This is a genomic window from Rhizobium sp. CB3090, assembly GCF_029714285.1.
Classification (GTDB): Bacteria; Pseudomonadota; Alphaproteobacteria; order Rhizobiales; family Rhizobiaceae; genus Rhizobium.
Window position 1 is genome coordinate 3,841,042 of sequence record NZ_CP121662.1, and the last position, 17,673, is coordinate 3,858,714.

Here is a 17,673-nt window from a genome sequence, read left to right on the forward strand (position 1 = left end):
TTCTGATGATGCCACATCGGGACGGTGAGGCCGGCAATCCTGCGGGGCGCCTCAGTCCGGCGACCGTTCTAAGCGGCTTGCGGCGGACCGGAGGCTAGACTTTGGCACACAATGCTTCCGCAAATTCTCTGACGATGCCTTGACTAATGCATGCCGCGCAAAAGTGTGCGGCGGTTTTGCGAAAACGACATGCAAAAACAAGGAGCTAAAGCGTCGGAGCGAATCTGAAAGATCGCGACGAGCTTTAGGCGCCCCGTAATGCTGTCCCCCTGCCATAATGTGGTCATCCCCACGGGTGACGGCTTCCAATCAGGCAGGACATGAACGAGGTGCCGGTTGCCATGTCATCCTCGATCAGGAATTCGGGCAGATTAGCGACGCAAAGATCTATGATGCGGCCGTATCACCGGTGAGGGAACGCACGGCCTCCGGCTGAGGACGCACCAGCAGATAAAAGGCGACGAAGTGCGTGATCGTCAGCACGGGCACATAGATAATCGGGATCCAGTATGTGGCGCCCAACTCCCCCGCGAGTGCAGGAAGGTCAAGCTGGTTGCCGTGATAATAGTCGATGAGGATATCCGCTGTCCCCACGAGGTTGAAGGCAACAACGAATAGCCAAAAAAGCGGGCGCATTCTCACCGTCAGAAGCGCGAGCATGGCCAGCAGCCCCACTGCAAAGTCACCGTAGGCGGCAAATGTCGCGAAGCCAGCGGGCAGATTGGGCCCGACGACGCCGGGAACAATGAAGACGAGCCCGAAGAAGCGGAAACTGTGCAACGTGGCAATGGCGCGTTGTGCTTCGACGCTGTCCATCGATTTAAGCCTCGGCCAGACATATGCGCTGAAGCACAGCAGCCATGGGATGTAGCCGAGAACGAGATGTATCTGGAATACGGTTGCCGGAGACATTTGATTTCCTATCAAGATGGGTTCAAGCGGCCTCGAACACCGCAGTCAGGATGCCGAGCCGGCCTTCCATGAGACTTCGCCCTAGGTTAGCGGTAAGCTGCGCAAAATCCGGCCCCATCACCAGGCCGAGATTTGGCGAGGGCGGTGGCCCCGACTCGCGCAACTCGGCGATCCAGGCCCTGGCGGCTTCGATGCTGTCTTGCCATACGAGCGTGCGGAAACCGGCGGATTCGATCGCCTCGCGCGTCGCGGCGGCCGTTAAGAGAAAGCTTGTTGCCGGCGTTCGCGCCCAGGGTACCGGGTAGTGCGGCTCCCCGCTGTTCAACACGATGTCATAGATGGCAAACCTGCCGCCTGACTTCACCACACGCCGGATCTCGCGGTAGAGCCGCGCCCGGTCGGCGATGTTCATCGCCACATGCAGCAGCAACACGACATCGAAACTGTCGCTTTCAAAGGGAAGCTCCAGCGCACTGGCGGTCTGGAACGACACCTGTCCGGTTTGCCCAGTGCGCTCGGTCAGGTAGTGTGCGGCATTCACGAATGGCTCGCTGAGGTCGATGCCCGCCACGCGGCAGCCATGGGCGGCAGCCAGGAAGCGCGCCGGCCCGCCGACCCCTGAACCGACATCGAGAACCGACATATCTGCGGAAATCTCCGCCAGCTCGCCAAGTTCGGCGGTCGCCGCGAGCCCTCGGGTGTGAAACTGGTCGAGAGCACCCAGTTGCCGGGGCGTGAGGCGCTGGTCCTCCGGCCCGAGGATTGCGAGCGCCGCCTTCAGCCGCTCGGTCAGGCCGATCGCATGATAGTGGTCGCGCACGCCATCAAGATTATCCGTCATCATAGGGTTCCTCCAAAGCTTCGGCTTTTGTCGTGGGTCGGAATCGGGTAACTCCCTCTTGCAAGCCAGATGTACGACCGCTTTCGCCTCGCGACTATTCGCTATAATGTTGACGGGCCATGAAGCAGAATTTCACAGTCAGACGGAGCGCGCTCGATGGTGTGGAGGCATTCCTGAGCGTTGCCGAGCACCGCAGTTTTCGCAGGGCGGCCGCGGAACTGGGGGTGACTCCATCGGCGATCAGCCAGGTGGTGCGCGCCCTTGAGGCACGCGTCGGCGCGGCGCTCTTTCTTCGCACAACGCGCAGTGTCGGCCTGACCGAAGCGGGCGAACGGTTCCTGTCGCGTGCTAAGCCCGCCTTCGAAGAGCTCGTCGCCGCAAGCGAGGTCGCCGCTCAGCTCGGCGAGCGGCCGGCCGGATTGTTGCGCCTTGCCGTGCCGCGTTCGGTTGTACCGATCCTGCTGGAGCCGCTCATCGCGTCTTTCTGCGAGGCCTATCCCGCAATCGAGGTGGAGATCGCGGTCAGCGAGAAGCTGGTCGATCTCGCGGCCGAAGGTTTCGATGCCGGTGTCCGGATGGGCGAGTTCATCGACGCCGACATGATCGCGGTGCGGCTGACGCCACCATTTCCGTTTGTGGTCGTTGGCAGTCCCGATTATCTGTCTCGTCACAAGCGGCCGGAGCGCATCGACGATCTGCGTGACCACGCCTGCCTGCGCATGCGCCGCTCGAACGGCTCGGTCGCGCCCTGGTCCTTTGTCGACGGCGGCAAGACGATCGAAGCAATCGTCTCAGGGCCACTCATCGCGCATGATTATCCCACGGTGCTCGGGGCTTCCATCCAGGGTGCGGGACTTGCGCAGGTGCCCGGTCCGCTCGCCGAAGCGGCTGTTGCCGACGGGCGATTGCAAGCGCTGCTCACCCCGTTCGCCGTCACAACGCCTGGGGTTTTTCTGTACCATCCGGGTAGGCGTCAGGTCCTGCCCAAGCTCCGCGCGTTCATCGAGCATGTCAGATACCGGAGCACCGACGTTCCGCGCGGCAACGCAACTCGACGAGGGTTGCGCGAGCGCCCGGATGCCAATCACTCCTGATGAATGCCGGAAGTTTCCGCCATTCGTCATCGTCCGGTCCTGGGATTCCGCCGGCGGATTATTGCTGCAAATCAGCCATCTCGTAAAACGGTCGGATTTCGATCTCGCTCGGTCCCGGCATGGGATTGGGGCAGCGCTTTACCCAGGCGACCGCCTCATCCATGTCCTTGACCTCCCAGATCCAGAAGCCGGCGACCAGTTCGCGGGGGCCGGCGAAGGGCCCGTCGATGATCGTACGGCCGGGACCATCGAAGGCAACGCGCTTGCCCTCGGAGGAGGGTTTCAGGCCGTCGGCCGTGATCAAGATGCCGGCATCGCGAAGCTCGTCGTTAAATCTGCCCATGGCCTCCATCATCTCCATCTCCCAGGTCGTGTGGGAAAACCCCTTTTCACTCTCCTCGGTAGCCTTCACGAGAACCATCACACGCATCGTCTGTCTCCCTTGTTCGAGCCGGGCCTCATCGGCCTGATAACGGAATGACGAACGGGTTTTTCGGAAACCGACACCGTCCTGCAAATTTTGACGCCAGACGCATTCTCTGCGCTGAAAATAGGCTCAACGATTGGAATTCAGCGTGCAGTGCGGCCTTTCTCTCTGCAAGCGGAAATGCCACCTTTGTCTCCCAAGCGATGCTCAGGTTGTGAACCGCCGATGCTCAAAAATTTTTTCCTGCGCCCTGTCAAAATCCCGCCAGTTCAAACGTCGTTGTCGCAGCCGGCCCTGAGGCTGCGCGTATCGAGAGAAAGGAATGCATCATGCAATATATGCTGTTGGTCTATTGGAACGAAGCCGAGCACAAGAATGCAAGCAAGGAACAGAAAGCCGAGACGTTCGCGGCTTACGCCGCCTACACAGAAGTGTTGAAAAAGGCCGAAGCCTTCGTGGCGGGCAGCGGATTGCAGGATTCCTCGACGGCAACCGTGGTGCGCGCGTCGGATGACAAGCCCACCGTTCTCAACGGCCCCTATATCGAAAGCAAGGAGCAATTGGCCGGCTACTACATCATCGAGGCGGCAGATCTCGATAGCGCCATCGCCTGGGCGGCGCGTTGTCCCGGCGCTCAACGGGATATCGTGGAGATTCGTCCTCTTATGGTCTATTGAACTGCCATGTCACAAGGAGACGACCAGTCTGCCATCAAAGCGGCCGAAGCGGTAGCGCGCCGAAGCTATGGCAAACTGGTCGCGATCCTCGCGGCGCGCACGCGCAATCTCGCGGGTGCCGAAGACGCTTTGTCGGAGGCCTTTGCTTCCGCTCTGGCGGATTGGCCGGTCAAGGGCGCGCCGCTAAACCCCGAAGCCTGGTTGCTTGCCGTTGCGCGGCGCAAGATGATCGACGCGATCAGGCGCAGGCGGGTAAGCACTTCCGCCTCCGAGCATCTAAAGCTCATGGCGGAAGAGCTGGAGGCAACGGCGAGCCTGGCGCCAGAGATTCCAGACGAGCGTCTAGCCTTGATGTTTGCTTGCGCGCATCCGGCGATAGAGCCCGGAATCAGAGCACCGCTGATCCTGCAGACGATCCTTGGCTTTGATGCACAGACAATCGGCTCGGCCTTCCTGGTCTCGCCGGCGGCAATGGGTCAAAGGCTGGCGCGGGCGAAGAACAAGATTCGAAACGCTAAAATTCCCTTGTGCGTGCCCGATCGGGGAGACATGCGCGCACGGCTGGGAGCAGTGCTGGAGGCGGTCTATGCTGCGTATACGGAAGGCTGGAGCGATCCGGCCGGCGCCGATGCAAGCCTGCGCAACCTGGCTGAAGAGGCCATCTGGCTCGGCCGGCTGATTGTCGCGCTCTTGCCGGAGCAGGCCGAAGCGCTCGGCCTTCTTGCGCTGATGCTCTATTCCCATGCGCGGCGTGGCGCACGACGCAGCTCGGCCGGCGAATTCGTGCCGCTGGCCGATCAAGCTCCCGCTCTATGGGACGAAGGCCTGATCGACGAAGCCGAAGGTCTGCTTATTCGCGCCAGTGGGTTCGATGCCTTCGGCCGCTATCAATTGGAAGCGGCAATCCAATCGGCCCATGTCGTGCGCCGCCGCACAGGGGCGACAGATTGGGTGGCGATCGAGCGTCTCTACGATGGCCTTTGCGCAATCACCGGCTCTCCGGTGGCGGCAATCAATCGCGCGATTGCTGTCGCGCAGACGCGTGGGCCTGCCGCAGGGCTCGCGGCGCTGCCGATGCTGGCCCCCGGCAGCCGGCTTGTCGAGTATCAACCCTATTGGGCGGCGCGCGCCGAACTTCACGCGAGGCTGGGGGAAATGGCGGCGGCTCGCGAAGCCTATGACCAAGCCATTGCCTTGGAAATAGACCCTGCTGTCCGCCGCTTCTTGCAAAGGCGGCAGAGGGAAAGCGTGATGCCGCAGCGCTAAGCTCAGTGTCCTCGGACGACCAACATCCTGTCCTGGATGCAAGGTGTCGCCGTTGCCTTTCACTCGCACTCGATTATTTCGATATGTTATTATTTGGACCGTGGAACTAATGACCTACGAGACTGTTCAGCTATAACTTTGATGCAACGCTGACGTGCCCGGCAGGTTGGGTAGGCAGCGCTCTTTGAGGAGTCTCTCGTCATGAATATTTCGTCCGGATTTCGTTCAGTCGCGGTTGCCGTCATCGCTGCCGCGGGAATTAGCTTTGCCAGCGCTGCGCATGCCGACAGCGGTACGATCCGCTTCGCCGTCTACAAGGCCGCCTTCTTCGTCGGCGGCTCCGGAGGCGAGGGCACGCTGACCTTCCATGGCCGCCGCTATCCCATCACAATCGGCGGCATTTCGGGCGGCCTCGCCTTCGGGGCCTCCAAGACCTATTTCAGTGGGACAGTCCGCCACATTCGCCGCGCTCGTGATGTGGCCGGAGTGTATGGCGCAGCGGGCGGTGGCGGTGCGGTCGGCAGAGGGGCCCAGATGATTGTCATGACCAATGACAAGGGCGCCCAGCTCGAACTCACAGGCCGGCAGGTTGGCTTGCAAGTCAACGCCGATATCAGCGGCTTGAGCATCTCGATGAGGTAAGTAACTAACTCTCTACTCTCCGAGACCGAGACCGCCGGCGAATACGACCTCATCTGGTCTCGCTGACCGACCAAAGACGCCCCATCACCGAGCGGGGCGTCTCCCCTGCTAATCCGTGTCAGCTTGCCGGATTTCGCGCCATGACGATCCACGCCGCGCCGTCGATCATCACCGACCGCTCGCCGGGAAGGCCCGCGAAGGCGGCACGAACCGCGACCGAGGCGTGGGCGCGGATGCCGTCGGGCTGATCAGCGAGTGCACGCGACAGCGGGCCGCCCTCGAACGCCATCTTCACCGCGTCATCGATCGCCGCGTCCCGCGTCCCGCGTCCCGCCCCCGCCGAACGGGATGGAAGCATCGAAGGGCGCGATAGCAATATCGGTGAAGCCGGCCGCTGTCAGGACGCGTGCCACGCGCGCCCGGTCGCCGAACGAGAATGGGCCGGGCGCTTCGGGATCGGGCGGCGCGGTCGGCGGGACGATGCCCTTGATTGCGCCCATCGGCAGGCGCATCCAATCGTTCTCGGCCATACCACGCCAGCAGACGAAAGCGACCCGCCCGCTCGGCCGGAGCGCGCGTCGCATATGCGCGAACGCCCCTGTCGGATCGTCGAAGAACATCACCCCGAAACGCGAGAACAGGATGTCGAACGCGCCCTCGGGAAGCTCGGCGCTGCTGGCGTCGGCCACCCGGAACAGGGCCGGCGTACCCTGTGGCGCACGCGCGCGCGCTCGGCCGATCAGCGGTTCGGATATGTCCACGCCTAGCACTTGGCCCCCCGCGCCGACGAGAGCGGCCAGAGCCAGACTCGACGCGCCCGCGCCGCAGCCAACGTCCAGCACGCGCTCACCCGTCGCGGGCGCGGCGGCTTCGATCGTGGCCTGGCCGAACACCGCCAGCATGGCGTCGAGCCGAGCCTGGTTGGCGACCCAGTACTCTCCGCTTTGGCCATTCCAGTCGGCGACCTGATCGGCATCGTGCTGTGCCATGCTATCTCCTTGTTCTGATTTCGTCCTTAACTAGCTATCCTTTGATCGAGGCAGGGGGGAGCCGAACCGATGCCAAGGCGCGTATCGTCTCGAGCAAACCGTCTCCACCAGCGATAAGGCTCCAGACCTGCGTGTCATCGTCTCACACGTCGAGATCGGTGCCGCCTAGCGCCGGACGTCGAAGGACAACTGCGCCCGCAGCAACCGGAGAGGGGATCTGTGCTCTCAAGTCAGCATCGACTGCTGGGCGAAGATACCCGCCATCGCGCCCTGGGATGATGCTAGGGTGACCGAGGGCATGCCGGGGTTGGCGAGGTCGCCGGCGGCGTAGATACCGGGCATGCTGGTCTCGCGGCGCTCGTCGACCTTGAGGGCGATGCCGCCGGGCGTATCGACCGTGGCGAGGCCAAGTGATTCATGCAGGCTTGCGGACGGCTTGTTGCGCGGATGAGCGAACAGAATGTCGACTTCGACATTGGGGCCGGTATCGAGCTTGACGGTGGCGTTATGGCTCCCGTGATGGGCGATCCCGGTGATCCGCCCATCGATGACAGGTGTGTTGCGGCGCGCCAGATCGGCCCGGATATCGGGCGGAATGTCGTGGCCATCGGCGAAGAGCGTCAACCGGTCCAGTCGGGGAACAGCCTGGCCTGATTGTGCGACTGCCGGCCGGACCAGACGAGGCCCCAATGCTGGCCGGCGACTTCAAAGCCGTCGCAATAGGGCAAGGCACGATGGCCGTGCCCCAGCTTTCGGCAAAACCTGGAACATCCGGCATCTGGTCGGCGACGCCATAGCTCAGGATCAGGCGGCGCGCCCCAAGGCTTTCGCCATCGGCAGTGAGGACGGCGAAATCGTCGATGGCGCCGGAGATGCTGTCGGCCCGCGCATTGACCAACCTGATCGTGGGATAGCGCGCCAGCTGCTGCCGCGCCTCGGCCAGGATGTCCAGCGCTCCGCAGTGTCGAAGCCATGGTCATGGCTGACAAAACGAATCAAAAGTCGTTAAGCAAGCTCCATTACGAAGCCGGCCCTGCCCATGTCATCGCCCAAATCGAGGCCCTGTTGCGTCAGTTGCACGCGAAGGCGGCTCTGAACGTGCCGGATCCTCTCCGGTCCGCCCGTTTGTTTGCCGCGCTTTTCAAAGGATCCGATCTCCTGATTATCGCACGCTTCGATGAGGCGAGAGCAGAGGACGACAACGAAATCGAATCCTATTGCCGGTCGGCCGTCGCCATGTTCATCGCCGCGCACGGTGGCAACGACCACGCGGGCAGATAGCCTAAACGAGGCCGCGAAGGAGGGCGGCGAGCAACCAATAACACCCGCCTTTTTGGGCAGCAGCATTCAAGCGCCGCCCAAGTGGATGAAACAGGCACGGCAGCGAAAATTGGCGCTTAGACTGCGCGATCACTGCCGTTCCCCACTCACTCCCACTCGATCGTGCCGGGCGGCTTCGACGTCACGTCGTAGACCACGCGGTTGATGCCGCGGACTTCGTTGATGATGCGGGTCGCGGCGCGGCCGAGGAATTCCATGTCGTAGTGATAGAAATCCGCGGTCATGCCGTCGACGGATGTGACGGCGCGCAGCGCGCAGACGAATTCGTAGGTGCGGCCGTCGCCCATGACGCCGACGGTCTGGACCGGCAGCAGCACGGCAAAGGCCTGCCAGATGGCGTCGTAGAGGCCGGCCTTGCGGATTTCGTCGAGATAGATGGCATCGGCTTCGCGTAGGATCTCCAGCTTCTCGCGGGTGATGCCGCCGGGGCAGCGAATGGCAAGACCGGGGCCGGGGAAGGGGTGGCGGCCGATGAAGCTGTCGGGCAGGCCGAGCTCCTTGCCGAGTACGCGCACTTCGTCCTTGAAGAGTTCGCGCAGCGGCTCGACGAGCTGCATCTTCATGCGCTCCGGCAAACCGCCGACATTGTGGTGCGACTTGATGGTGACCGACGGGCCGCCGGTGAAGGAGACGCTTTCGATCACATCGGGATAAAGCGTGCCCTGGCCGAGGAAATCGGCGCCGCCGAGCTTCTTGGCCTCTTCCTCGAAGGTCTCGATGAAGAGCCGGCCGATGATCTTGCGCTTGGTCTCGGGGTCGCTGACGCCTTCGAGCTCGCCGATGAAGCGGTCGGAGGCATCGACATGCAGAAGATGCAGATTGTAGTGCTCGCGGAACATGGCGACGACATTGGCCGCCTCGTCCTTGCGCATCAGGCCATGGTCGACGAGGATGCAGGTGAGCTGATCGCCAACCGCCTCGTGGATCAGCAGCGCAGCGACGGAGGAGTCGACGCCACCAGACAGGGCGCAGATCACGCGCTTGTCGCCGACTTGCTCGCGGATCGCCTGCACCGCCTTGGCGCGATAGGCCGACATCGACCAGTCGCCCTTGATCCCCGCGATATTGTGAATGAAGTTACTGATGAGCTTGGCACCATCGGGCGTATGCACTACTTCCGGATGGAACTGCACGCCGTAATATTTGCGCTTCTCGTCGGCGATGAAGGCGAATGGCGCGTTCGATGAGGTGGCGACCACTTCAAAGCCCTCGGGCAGCGCGGTAACGCGGTCACCATGGCTCATCCACACCTGATGGCGCGAACCCTGCGACCAAAGGCCTTCGAAGAGGGCGCAATCCTTATCGACGTCCAGGAAGGCGCGGCCGAATTCGCGGTGATGGCCGCTTTCCACTTTGCCGCCGAGCTGCATGCACATGGTCTGCTGGCCGTAGCAGATGCCGAACACCGGCAGGCCGCTGTCGAAGATGATCTGCGGCGCCCGTGGCGAGCCTTCATCCACGGTCGAGGCCGGGCTGCCGGACAGGATCACGGCTTTTGGCTGCAGCCGCTTGAAACCGGCTTCGGCGGATTGAAAGGGGACGATCTCGCAATAGACGCCCGCTTCGCGCACACGCCGCGCGATGAGCTGCGTTACCTGGCTACCAAAATCGACGATGAGAACGGTGTCTGGATGTGCTGTCTGGGTCATGGCGAGCCTTTAATGAAAAGCGCTTTCCCTGGCAATCCGGCAAATCAAGCCGGAGCCGATTTTATTGTCCCCATTGTATCAGCCGACGCGTCGCTCAGAACCAGAAAACGCCGTCTTCCAGCGCCGTGAACAACCCATCGACGGCATAGGAGAGTTTGCGGTCGATGACGTGCAGATATTCGCTCCAGCCGGAAATATGCTGCAGCTCGACCAGGCCATCGGAAATGCCGCGCAGTCCGATCAGCGGCCGGTCGTAGATCTGGCAGACACGCAGTACGGAGAAGGTTTCCATATCCACCATGTCGGCGGCGATGCGGCCATAGGCATCGGCGCCCGAGATGACATTGCCGCCGGTCGAAAGGCTCGCTTCCGGGATGGCGGGAATGCGCAGCGGCAGCTCGATCGTAGCCGGCTGATCGAGGAACGGCGTGCGGCCTTTCTCAAAGCCGAGCGGTGAAGCGTCCATGTCGCGATAGGAAACCGAGGTGACCTGGTAGACCTCGGTTTGCTCCAGCTTGGAGGAGCCGGCCGAACCCAGCGAGACCACCATGTCCGGCAGATCGTCCTGCGCTTCGAGCTGAGAGAGCGCCCGCGTCATGACGATGGCCGCTTCGACCGGGCCGACGCCGGTCATCAGCGGATCGATGCGGGAGCGCAGGAACGGGCCGTATTCCGCCTCCGCCGCCATGACGAATAGGATCGATTTTCCCGATACGCGCTTCAGTTCGAATTTCATCCGGTAATTCCCTCTCGGCCTCGGATGACCATCATCGTCCCGGTCATGGAGGCAATCAGCTTGGCAGGCCCGTCGCTTATGGCATAGGCCCGTCCATCGGCGACGATAATGGTGCTGCCGGGCTTGGTAACATCGCCCCGAAATAGAAAGCGCTCGCCGCGTCCCGGCGACATCAGGTTGATCTTGAATTCGATCGTGAGAATCGATGCATCGGGATCGATGACGCTGTAGGCGGCAAAGCCGCAGGCCGAATCCAGTGCGGCGGCGATGATGCCGGCGTGCAGGATGCCGTGTTGCTGGGTCAGCTTGACGTCGAAGGGCAGCTCGATCTCGACCGTGCCATGCTCGACGCGCGTCAACTCCGCACCGATGGTCGCCATCGCCGCCTGACGCTCGAAACTCGTCCGAATACGCGTCCGAAAGTCGCCGCTACTGCTTTCCCCAGTCATCCTCTTCCCTTTCGCGGCTGCGAAATTGGCATGGCGGGAGAGTTTGGACAAGGGCATTACGGTGGAATTCGCCTTTCCCCTGATGGTGGGCATCCCCTATGTTCATCAGCACATTAGAAATGGAACCGAGATGACGACGATCTTGCAATCGACGAAAGCCTACGAGACCTGGATGCGCACGCAATTGGGCGCCGATCTCGTCGAGACCGATCTCCAAAAGAAGCACAAGAAGATGAAGAGCGGCGGTTTCGTCTTCCTGCGCGCCACCTATTGGCGCTGGGCCGAGACCATCTTCGACATCTGCCCCGATCTTGCGAGCGCGCCGCAAGTGCTGGCAATCGGCGATACGCATCTGGAGAATTTCGGCACCTGGCGCGACGAGGAGGGACGGCTGGTCTGGGGTGCCAACGATTTCGACGATGCGGCGGTCATGCCCTATGCGCTGGATCTCGTGCGCCTCGCGACAAGCGCGATCCTTGCGCGAGGCGCCACCGCTCCGACGCCACGCGCCATCGCAGAAGCCATCCTTGGCGGTTATCGCCGCGGGCTGAAGGCGCCGTCACCGGTCATTCTGGAGCGTGATTACAAGTGGCTGCGCAACGATGTCATCCTTTCGAATGCCGAGCGCAAGGAATTCTGGGACAAATATCGCGATCTGCCGCCTCCGGCCAAGCCTGTACCCGCGCCTTATCTTGACGCGCTGCGTCGATCGCTGCCGGATGAAAGGGTTCCTTTCATCGCCAAGCCGCGCACCGCTGGCACCGGCAGCCTCGGCCGCCCCCGGTTTATCGCTGATGTCGAATGGCGCGGCGGGCCGGTTCTCCGCGAGGTCAAGGCACTCGCTCAATCCGCCTGGTCGCTCCGACACAATCCATCCGATTCGACGATCCGCACGGGCATCATCGCCTCCGGCCGCGCCCGCTCTCCCGATCCGCGCTATCAGGTGATCGACAAGCTGCTGGTCCGTCGCCTTTCGCCGAACAGCCGTAAAATCGAAGTCGAGGGCGATGCGCAAATCCTTCTGTCGCCGGATATGCTCGACCTGATGGGCTTCGAGATCGCCAACTGCCATGCCGATGACGTTTCCCGGCTTCACGGAATTCTGGACGATCTCGACAAGCGGGAAGTGGATTGGCTCAGGAATTCCGCCAAGGCAGCCGCGGCTGCGATCAGTATCGAGCAGGCGGAATTCGCCAGAAGGTGGTAAGGTAAACGGGATCTTCTTCATCCGCCCTCGTGGTTCGAGACGACCCTGCGGGCCTCCTCACCATGAGGGCTATTCTTTTGCACAAGTCGCGGTGAATGGGCTTTTGTGCCGACGCGATATTCTCTCCGCCTCATCCTGAGGAGCGGAGCGCCCTGAGCTTGTCGAAGGGCGCGCAGCCTCGAAGGACGAGGACGGCCCGGTAAACACGTCACCCCCGCAACGCAGTAGGCCGTCCGATCCGCACGATATGTTGGTCCCATGCGACATCGCTGTGCTGCTTCAGAAATTCCCCATCATAGGACGATACCGCAAACCCGTGCTCGGCCGGCGCGATGCCCGCCGCATCCGGCACGCTCTCGACCTTCAACACCGCACCGGTCTTCGCATCTAAAGTCACCGACGTACCTTGGACCGGCGAGGTGACGCCGACAAGGTTGTCCGTGCGGTTGACGGCGATGGCGCCGACGTAGTTGCCGAGGGCGCGGGTGGTGTCGTCGGGCAGGGAGATGAAGGTCAGGTCTTCTCCCTCGGAGAAATGGCCGACGAGCGGCGGCAGGTCGTTGCGATGGCCCTCATATTGGCAGGCAAACCAGATCCGGCCTTGCGCATCGATATCGACATGGCGGGTGGAAACCTCAGCATATTGGGGCGGCAGGGCGTGTTTTTCGATCAGCCGGCCGCTTGCCGCATCGATCAGCGTCAGCGACGGCTCCATGTGATCGAGGTTGAGCTTGGTGCGGCCGAAATCCGGATGGGTCTCGATGCCGCCATTGGCGACGATCAATAGTCTCCCGTCGTCGGAAACCGTCATGTCGTGCGGGCCGGTGCCATAGGTTTCGTATTCGCCGATACGCGCGAAGCGATTGCGGGCGTCGTATATGCCGATGATGCCCCGGCTGTCGTCGAAATCATTCTCGCTGGCGTAAAGCAGCTTTCCATCTGGGGAAAACGTGCCATGGCCGTAGAAATGCCGGCCCTCGCGCGCGGTGATGACGATAGGCTCGCCCTTGTTCCAGGGATCGAAGATCATCGCATAGGTTCCGGGGCGGCGGGCGAAGGCGACGGTCTTGCCGGTCGCCTTCGAAAAGGCCATGCCGTGGGCGCGGGCGGGCAGTGCCACCTGATCGAGGATCTGGCCGCGTTCGGTCACCGTCGCGACGGCAAAGGAACCGTCTGATGTGCGGATGCCGGAAGCATAGACCGCGTCAGCCCGCTCCAGCGCCATCAGCGCACCCGGCTTCAAGGCGGCCAGAAAGGTAAGTCCGGCCGCTTTCACGAAGGCCCTGCGGTCGATCAGCGCGCTCCGCATGCCATCAATCCCCGTCAGCGAAGGAGAACCCGGCGGAAAGGCCGATCGCGCCGCCATAATCGTCGCTGAAGGCGGTGGTGAGGTCGCGCGTGACATTCAGCAGCTTGTCGATCTTGGCGCGCTCGGCATCGTTGTCAAGCGCCGCTTCGATATCGGGATTGACCGTCGGCGCAGTCAGGGTCAGTTCTTTCAGTAGACCATCGATCTTGTCGGCGATGTTGCGCTTGTCGGCAGGCATAAGATCGGCCATGCCGGCTTTTTCCCAGAGCGTTTTCAGCCCATCGAGATTGCCCGACAGCGAGGCCCAGGTGTTACCGGAACGCCAGTAGATCGCCATTTTCGGCCGTGCCGTAGCAGGGTCGCCCTTGTAAAAGGTCTCGAGCCGCTGATCCCTGACATTTCCGGCGCCATGCACGAGAATGCCAAGCAGCGCCGTCACGGCTTCCTTATTGTCCATGAAGTCGTCGCTGCTCTTGCCGGGATTTTTCCAGGACTTCTGCACGCCGTTCGGATCATCCCATTCGTCGGCTATTTCCTTCGCCGTGTTTTCAATATTGCCGGCGACGGCCGCACCATAGCGGCAGCGAAACCCTTGCTTTTCGGTGCTGAGGACGCTGGAGCCGTTACCATAGAGCACATATTCCAGCGCCGTCAGGCTCATCAAAGCCACGCTCTTGCCGGCGACTGCTTCGACCGTGGTGTCCTGCTCGTCGCCCTTGGCGATCAGTGCCTGCACTTGCCGAAGACCGACACCCTTGCGGTCGGGATAGAAGAGGATGTGTTCGAAGCGGTTCTTTTCGAGGATCGGTCCGGTCTGCACGATCTCGATGCGCGACCAGCTTTTGACCGTGTCGCCGAAAGCGGATTGCGCGTTTGTGAGGCTTGCGGCGGAAGGATCGGCGCAGAGCGCCTTCATCGCCTCGGTCAGCTTTGAGGCGCTCTCCTGCATGGCACGGTAGCCGGGCCGGATGACGTCATCTACGGCCCGCTGCAACACCGCCGGCACGGCTGCTTCGTTCAGCCCGGCTCCATTGGCCGTCGCGTCCTGAGCATTGGCGGGCAGCGCCGCAAGGCTGAGGAGAAGGCCGGCCGCGAAAGGTTTCCAATGGCGCATCAGAGGGACTCCAGAAAATCGATGAGCGCTTGCCTGTCGTTCTGCGGCAGGTTTGCGAATGTATTGCGGGCCTTTTCCGCCTCTCCTCCATGCCAGAGGATGGCTTCGGTGAGCGTGCGGGCACGGCCATCATGCAGGTAGGCTTGCTGGCCGCTGACCGTTTGCGTGAGGCCTATACCCCAGAGTGGCGGTGTGCGCCAATCGCGTCCGGATGCCACACCGACCGGCTGGCCATCGGAAAGCCCGTCGCCCATGTCGTGCAGCAGGAAATCGGAATAGGGCCAGATGAGTTGGAAAGCCTGCGCCGTGGCCATGCCGTCGCTGCCTTTGAGATCGTCGCGGGTGACGAATTTCGGCGTGTGACAGGCAGCACAGCCGGACTGATAGAAAAGTTCCTTGCCGTGCAGCACGTCGGGAAAGCTTGCTTTGCGGCGCGCCGGCACGGCGAGGTTTTCGGAATAGAAGGTGACGAGATCAAGGATCGGTCCCGGTGCTTCCGTATCGCCGAGACGCTTCTGCACGCCGGTTGGCATGGAAAGACAATGCGCCTCCTTCGCCGTGCAGTCGCCGTGGGCATTCGGCTGGTCGGGCGTGGAAATGCCGATATCATTGAGGAAGGCGTCCGCCACCTGATCGCGCACGCTGGCATTCTGCGCCTTCCAGCCGAAGCGGCCGAGCGCGAGCTGGCCAGTGCGGTGGTCGCGGACCACGGCCGCGCGGCCGCGAATGCCGTCGCCATCTTTGTCGTCCGGATCGGCATGCGCGAGGATATCGGCATCCGGAATGGCTTCTATCAGGCCGAGACCGATCATCGAAGGTGCGACGCGCGGCGAGATCGTCGTTGTCTCGCCAAGCGGACCGTAGGCGAGGCCGGTCACGGCATAATGCGGCTTGCGCAGTGAAACGGTTTCGCTGCCAGCCAGCGTCACCGTTTCCTCAGTATAGGTGACGGCCACCCTACCCTCTGCGGCGAGGCCAGGCACGGCGAGATCCTGCAACTGCGCGCCATAGGTCGAATCCGGAAAATTGAGCGCCTTGAAATCCTTCAGGGCCTGTTCCTCTTCCGGCGTGATCGCCGGCCGGGCCAGCCGCAGCACCATCGAGGTGGCAGGAGCTCCCGCCGTCTCCGGCGGATGACCGCGGCCATCCCTGATGTGGCAGCTCTGACAGGAGCGGGCGTTGAACAACGGTCCCAGCCCGTCGGTTGCCTGCGTGGAAGAGGGCGAGGAGACCCAGAGCTGGCGGAACAGCGCATTGCCGAGGTGGAAATTCTCCTGACAATCCAGGCTCAGATTAGCGGAAGGCTGTGAAAAGATGTTGCGGCCGACGGGAGCGATCGACGTCGTCGCGCCGCTCTCCATCGCCTCATAGGGCTCGGCCTTGGAAAAATCCGCAGTCGGGCGGGTCACGTCCTGAACTTTCTTCAGGGTGTCGGCTGTGAGATCGGTGCGGACGGTCGGGAAATTCAGAACATCGGCTGCTGCCAGCGTAACGGCAAAAACCAGAAAGCCCGCTGCGAGAGCGGGCAAGATTGTGCTGACAACCGGAATGCGGATCATCTGGATCAGGGCGGCAGCATCATCGGATGCCGCCGCCCTCCTTTGTTACTTCTTGAAGACGGCGTTAGGATTATCCAGGCTATCAGAGCCTTCAAGCTTGATCGTGCCGAGATCGAGGTCGGCGACGACGCGCTGGATGCTCTTCGTCTGATCGAGCAGGCCGTCGATCGCCTTCTGGACGGTGGCGTTGCCGGCCGTATTGCCTTCGGCGATCATCTGGTCGTATTTCTCGACCGTCTCGCCGCGATGAACCATGGCTTTCATGGCATCGAGCGTCGCGTTCAGCTTGCCTTCCATCTCCTTGTCCAGCGCCTTGTCCTTGGCGGCGACAAGATCGTGCAGCGACGGACCTTTCATCTTGGTGCCGTCGACGCGGGTGTAATTGCCGTTATAGGCGGCGGCGATGCCGATGGCGGCATTGTTGTGGGAGTTATAAGTATTGTCGGAGAAGCAGTCGTGCTCCTGCTCGGGATCGTGCAGCAGCAGGCCGAGCTTCATACGCTCGCCGGCGAGTTCGCCATAGGAGAGCGAGCCCATGCCTGTCAGGATGGCGGCGAGACCGGCCTTCGGATCGGCTTCGATGTGTTTCGTGGCTTCGCCATCCGGCGCCCAGTCATTGGCCATTTCCTGCATGGCAGAGACCAGCAGTGTCGAGGCCGATTTCAGATATTCGCCGCGGCGGTCGCAATTGCCGTGCGTGCAATTCTTCAGGTCGTAGTCGGTGGCGGGGCGTTCGCCGGCGCCCGGTCCGGTGCCGTGCAGATCTTGGCCCCAGAGCAGGAATTCGATGGCATGGTAGCCGGTCGCGACATTGGCTTCGACGCCGCCGGCTTGCTGTAGCGTGCCGGAGAGGAATTCCGGCGTCAGATGCGAAGCGTCGACATCCTTGCCGTTGATCTTGATCGTCTTGTTGGCGATGACATTGGCGACATAAAGCGAATTCTCATCGCTCTCGGTGCCATAGGAGGCATCGACATAGTCGATAAGACCTTCGTCCAGCGGCCAGGAATTCACCGCGCCTTCCCAATCGTCGACGATCGGATTGCCGAAGCGGTAGACTTCCGTCTGCTCGTAGGGAACGCGCGCCTTGATCCAGGCAGCCTGGGCCGCCTTCAGCGTCTTGTCGCTGGGATTGGCAAGCAACGCGTCGATCGCCTTGTCCAGTGCCTGCGCCGTGGTCAGCGCGTCCTGATACTTGGCATGGCCCACTTCGGCGTAATGCTTGATGATGGTAGCCGGCTCGGGCGCGGCCGCAAGCGCCGGAAGGGTGGACATGGCGGTCGAGGCGACGGCCAGCGCCAGGGCGGCGCCAAAATTGATTTTCAGTTTCATAATCCTCTCCTGTGACAACGGGGGCGTCGTCGGAAACTTGTAAAATTGTCTCATGTATTAAAAACAAACTGGTGTCAAACACTCTAGTTTGGAATGATTTTAAAGCGGGAAATTATCGGTTCCAGCATC

15 protein-coding genes and 3 pseudogenes are annotated in these 17,673 nt (G+C 62.0%); 6 read left to right on the forward strand and 12 right to left on the reverse strand.

Annotation, left to right across the window (positions count from 1 at the left end):
- Nucleotides 1-387 precede the first annotated feature (387 nt).
- Both QA646_RS18490 and QA646_RS18495 read right to left on the reverse strand, forming a co-directional pair.
- Nucleotides 388-912, reverse strand: coding sequence for a hypothetical protein (locus tag QA646_RS18490; protein ID WP_283056823.1), 525 nt, complete (start codon nt 910-912; stop codon nt 388-390).
- Nucleotides 913-934: 22 nt separating this feature from the next.
- Nucleotides 935-1,756 carry a class I SAM-dependent methyltransferase gene (locus QA646_RS18495; RefSeq protein ID WP_283056824.1) on the reverse strand — a complete coding sequence of 274 codons (822 nt, stop codon included), beginning with the start codon at nt 1,754-1,756 and terminating at the stop codon, nt 935-937.
- 116 nt (nt 1,757-1,872) lie between these two features.
- On the opposite strand from QA646_RS18495, the gene QA646_RS18500 reads away from it, so the two are divergent.
- Complete coding sequence (locus QA646_RS18500) at nt 1,873-2,847, forward strand: LysR substrate-binding domain-containing protein (protein ID WP_283056825.1); 975 nt, start codon at nt 1,873-1,875, stop codon at nt 2,845-2,847.
- A gap of 58 nt (nt 2,848-2,905) precedes the next feature.
- Here QA646_RS18500 and QA646_RS18505 read toward each other — a convergent pair whose 3' ends face one another.
- Nucleotides 2,906-3,277: a YciI family protein gene (locus QA646_RS18505; RefSeq protein ID WP_283056826.1), complete on the reverse strand. Its 372-nt coding sequence runs from the start codon at nt 3,275-3,277 to the stop codon at nt 2,906-2,908.
- Nucleotides 3,278-3,603: 326 nt separating this feature from the next.
- Here QA646_RS18505 and QA646_RS18510 point away from each other — a divergent pair, with 326 nt between their 5' ends.
- The 3 genes from QA646_RS18510 (at nt 3,604) to QA646_RS18520 (ending at nt 5,859) form a co-directional block, all read left to right on the forward strand.
- Nucleotides 3,604-3,951: a YciI family protein gene (locus QA646_RS18510; protein WP_283056827.1), complete on the forward strand. Its 348-nt coding sequence runs from the start codon at nt 3,604-3,606 to the stop codon at nt 3,949-3,951.
- 6 nt (nt 3,952-3,957) lie between these two features.
- Nucleotides 3,958-5,217, forward strand: coding sequence for a DUF6596 domain-containing protein (locus QA646_RS18515; protein ID WP_283056828.1), 1,260 nt, complete (start codon nt 3,958-3,960; stop codon nt 5,215-5,217).
- A gap of 201 nt (nt 5,218-5,418) precedes the next feature.
- Nucleotides 5,419-5,859, forward strand: a complete 441-nt coding sequence (locus QA646_RS18520) for a hypothetical protein (protein WP_283056829.1) — start codon at nt 5,419-5,421, stop codon at nt 5,857-5,859.
- Between the two features lie 118 nt (nt 5,860-5,977).
- Here QA646_RS18520 and QA646_RS18525 read toward each other — a convergent pair.
- Nucleotides 5,978-6,848, reverse strand: a pseudogene (locus tag QA646_RS18525) (methyltransferase domain-containing protein).
- 225 nt (nt 6,849-7,073) lie between these two features.
- A pseudogene (locus QA646_RS18530) lies at nt 7,074-7,800 on the reverse strand (NAD(P)/FAD-dependent oxidoreductase); the annotation flags it as partial.
- A 2-nt stretch (nt 7,801-7,802) separates the two neighbouring features.
- Between QA646_RS18530 and QA646_RS18535 the strand changes: the two are divergent.
- A pseudogene (locus QA646_RS18535) lies at nt 7,803-8,129 on the forward strand (TetR/AcrR family transcriptional regulator C-terminal domain-containing protein); the annotation flags it as partial.
- A gap of 146 nt (nt 8,130-8,275) precedes the next feature.
- Here QA646_RS18535 and guaA read toward each other — a convergent pair.
- The 3 genes from guaA to QA646_RS18550 form a co-directional block, all read right to left on the reverse strand.
- Nucleotides 8,276-9,838, reverse strand: coding sequence for a glutamine-hydrolyzing GMP synthase (gene guaA, locus QA646_RS18540; RefSeq protein WP_283056830.1), 1,563 nt, complete (start codon nt 9,836-9,838; stop codon nt 8,276-8,278).
- Between the two features lie 94 nt (nt 9,839-9,932).
- Nucleotides 9,933-10,574 carry a 5'-methylthioadenosine/S-adenosylhomocysteine nucleosidase gene (locus QA646_RS18545; protein ID WP_283056831.1) on the reverse strand — a complete coding sequence of 214 codons (642 nt, stop codon included), beginning with the start codon at nt 10,572-10,574 and terminating at the stop codon, nt 9,933-9,935.
- Nucleotides 10,571-11,023, reverse strand: coding sequence for a PaaI family thioesterase (locus tag QA646_RS18550; RefSeq protein WP_283056832.1), 453 nt, complete (start codon nt 11,021-11,023; stop codon nt 10,571-10,573). Before QA646_RS18550 ends, QA646_RS18545 begins: the two co-directional genes overlap by 4 nt.
- Before the next feature lie 130 nt (nt 11,024-11,153).
- Here QA646_RS18550 and QA646_RS18555 point away from each other — a divergent pair, with 130 nt between their 5' ends.
- The gene (locus QA646_RS18555) at nt 11,154-12,230 is read left to right on the forward strand and encodes a DUF2252 family protein (protein ID WP_283058915.1); all 1,077 of its coding nucleotides are present in this window, start codon (nt 11,154-11,156) and stop codon (nt 12,228-12,230) included.
- 208 nt (nt 12,231-12,438) lie between these two features.
- Here the strand turns inward: QA646_RS18555 and QA646_RS18560 are convergent, their stop codons facing one another.
- The 4 genes from QA646_RS18560 to QA646_RS18575 are packed head-to-tail and all read right to left on the reverse strand — an operon-like array spanning nt 12,439 to nt 17,544.
- Nucleotides 12,439-13,539 carry a DUF1513 domain-containing protein gene (locus tag QA646_RS18560; RefSeq protein WP_283056833.1) on the reverse strand — a complete coding sequence of 367 codons (1,101 nt, stop codon included), beginning with the start codon at nt 13,537-13,539 and terminating at the stop codon, nt 12,439-12,441.
- A 4-nt stretch (nt 13,540-13,543) separates the two neighbouring features.
- Nucleotides 13,544-14,653 carry an imelysin family protein gene (locus tag QA646_RS18565; RefSeq protein WP_283056834.1) on the reverse strand — a complete coding sequence of 370 codons (1,110 nt, stop codon included), beginning with the start codon at nt 14,651-14,653 and terminating at the stop codon, nt 13,544-13,546.
- Nucleotides 14,653-16,212, reverse strand: coding sequence for a di-heme oxidoredictase family protein (locus QA646_RS18570; protein WP_283056835.1), 1,560 nt, complete (start codon nt 16,210-16,212; stop codon nt 14,653-14,655). The genes QA646_RS18565 and QA646_RS18570 overlap by 1 nt, the downstream gene beginning before the upstream one ends.
- Nucleotides 16,213-16,257: 45 nt before the next feature.
- A complete protein-coding gene (locus tag QA646_RS18575) occupies nt 16,258-17,544 on the reverse strand; it encodes an imelysin family protein (protein WP_283056836.1) in 1,287 nt (428 codons plus the stop codon).
- Between the last annotated feature and the right edge of the window lie 129 nt (nt 17,545-17,673).

Bases quoted from the DNA above. Each gene is read 5' to 3' on its own strand.
- QA646_RS18520 (WP_283056829.1), top strand. From the start codon at position 5,419: ATGAATATTTCGTCCGGATTTCGTTCAGTCGCGGTTGCCGTCATCGCT.
- QA646_RS18545 (WP_283056831.1), bottom strand. From the start codon at position 10,574: ATGAAATTCGAACTGAAGCGCGTATCGGGAAAATCGATCCTATTCGTC.
- QA646_RS18550 (WP_283056832.1), bottom strand. From the start codon at position 11,023: ATGACTGGGGAAAGCAGTAGCGGCGACTTTCGGACGCGTATTCGGACG.
- QA646_RS18500 (WP_283056825.1), top strand. From the start codon at position 1,873: ATGAAGCAGAATTTCACAGTCAGACGGAGCGCGCTCGATGGTGTGGAG.
- QA646_RS18495 (WP_283056824.1), bottom strand. From the start codon at position 1,756: ATGATGACGGATAATCTTGATGGCGTGCGCGACCACTATCATGCGATC.
- QA646_RS18490 (WP_283056823.1), bottom strand. From the start codon at position 912: ATGTCTCCGGCAACCGTATTCCAGATACATCTCGTTCTCGGCTACATC.
- QA646_RS18510 (WP_283056827.1), top strand. From the start codon at position 3,604: ATGCAATATATGCTGTTGGTCTATTGGAACGAAGCCGAGCACAAGAAT.
- guaA (WP_283056830.1), bottom strand. From the start codon at position 9,838: ATGACCCAGACAGCACATCCAGACACCGTTCTCATCGTCGATTTTGGT.
- QA646_RS18570 (WP_283056835.1), bottom strand. From the start codon at position 16,212: ATGATCCGCATTCCGGTTGTCAGCACAATCTTGCCCGCTCTCGCAGCG.
- QA646_RS18515 (WP_283056828.1), top strand. From the start codon at position 3,958: ATGTCACAAGGAGACGACCAGTCTGCCATCAAAGCGGCCGAAGCGGTA.
- QA646_RS18565 (WP_283056834.1), bottom strand. From the start codon at position 14,653: ATGCGCCATTGGAAACCTTTCGCGGCCGGCCTTCTCCTCAGCCTTGCG.
- QA646_RS18575 (WP_283056836.1), bottom strand. From the start codon at position 17,544: ATGAAACTGAAAATCAATTTTGGCGCCGCCCTGGCGCTGGCCGTCGCC.
- QA646_RS18555 (WP_283058915.1), top strand. From the start codon at position 11,154: ATGACGACGATCTTGCAATCGACGAAAGCCTACGAGACCTGGATGCGC.
- QA646_RS18560 (WP_283056833.1), bottom strand. From the start codon at position 13,539: ATGCGGAGCGCGCTGATCGACCGCAGGGCCTTCGTGAAAGCGGCCGGA.
- QA646_RS18505 (WP_283056826.1), bottom strand. From the start codon at position 3,277: ATGCGTGTGATGGTTCTCGTGAAGGCTACCGAGGAGAGTGAAAAGGGG.